We start from the raw sequence: 1,279 nt of genomic DNA on the forward strand, positions 1-1,279 counted from the left end.
CGCCCGGACAGATCGGTCACGCCGATCCCATCGTGGGCGTTCTCAACCAGCGCGCTGAAGAGCGACATCTGCCGCTCGGCCTCGACCCGCTCGGTGACATCCTGAAGCATCATGCCGACGTGGGTCACGCGGCCGTCGCCGTCGCGGAAGGGGAAGTAGCTAATCGTGACCCAGCAGCTCGCCCGATCTGAGCCCAGGCTGCCGGGGAAGGAGAAGTCATAGCACATCGGCGGCGACTGCCCTACAGTACCGGCCACCGCCGCCGCGAACAGGGCCGGCCTGCTCGCATCCTGATTCGTGGCGTTGGTCAGCACATTCAGCGTGCCAATCACCGCCGCGCGTGGGATGCGGAAGAGCTGCTCTGATAGGGTGTTGACCCCAACGCAGAGGCCCTCGCAGGTGCAGATCGTCAGCGGGAAGGGGAGCGCCTCAAGGGCCTCCTGGCTCAGCGGGAGATCCTGCGGCGCACCTGAGCGTATGATCTGGCGCTCAGGTTCAAGATTGGCGGGTGAGGACGTATGCATTGCGCCAGTGTTCCTTGTCACAACATAGAATTGTGCCAGGATCATGGCCTGGCAACAGCCTAGTCTAGCAAGGCTTTCGACATGTGTCTGTAGCTGTTGTGTATCAACTGTGGTCAGATTTATCGGCCCGCGCGACTCACATCTCACACATAAGTGTAGATGATAGTTGGCGGCAGCGCCGCGTCCCGCCGGCGGCGGTCGTGTATAATGGGTGCCAGGGGCGCCCTTGATGGGCGTCTATGACATGTGATCGCAGGAGTGATACGATGGGGGCGAGCGGCGCACAGGTGGTGATCATCGGCGCAGGGGTGATCGGGGCCAGCGTGGCCTACCACCTCGCCCTGCGCGGCTGCACCGACGTGCTGATCCTCGAGAAGGAGGAGGCCGAGGTGAGCGGCAGCACCGCCCGCTCGGCGGCCGGGGTGCGCCATCAGTTCTCGACGGCGACCAACATCCTGCTCTCGCGCTACAGCATCGAGCGGCTGCGCCACTTCACCGAGGAGACGGGCGGCTTCGCCGAGCTGCACCAGGTCGGCTACCTCTTCCTGGTGAACGACCCCGCCACCTGGGAGACCTATAAGGCCACGGCGGCACTCCAGCTTGAGCTGGGCGCGCGGGTCGAGCTGCTCAGCCCCGAGGAGGCCGCCCGCTTTGTGCCGCGCATGGTGACGGACGACCTGGTGGGGGCGACCTTCGGCCCCGACGATGGCTACTGCGACCCCTACGGGATCGCGATGGGCTACCTGCGGGCGGCC

At 65.4% G+C, this 1,279-nt stretch carries 2 protein-coding genes; one reads left to right on the plus strand and one right to left on the minus strand.

Annotation, left to right across the window (positions count from 1 at the left end; all coding sequences use genetic code 11):
* Positions 1-524 (minus strand): PAS domain-containing protein (locus K2Z83_RS11830; RefSeq protein WP_220595391.1); only part of this gene is annotated, 524 nt, incomplete at its 3' end.
* A 266-nt stretch (positions 525-790) separates the two neighbouring features.
* On the opposite strand from K2Z83_RS11830, the gene K2Z83_RS11835 reads away from it, so the two are divergent.
* On the plus strand, positions 791-1,279 hold a 489-nt coding region (locus tag K2Z83_RS11835; protein ID WP_220595392.1), incomplete at its 3' end, for an FAD-binding oxidoreductase.

The organism is Oscillochloris sp. ZM17-4 (genome assembly GCF_019599295.1).
Lineage (GTDB): Bacteria > Chloroflexota > Chloroflexia > Chloroflexales > Chloroflexaceae > Oscillochloris.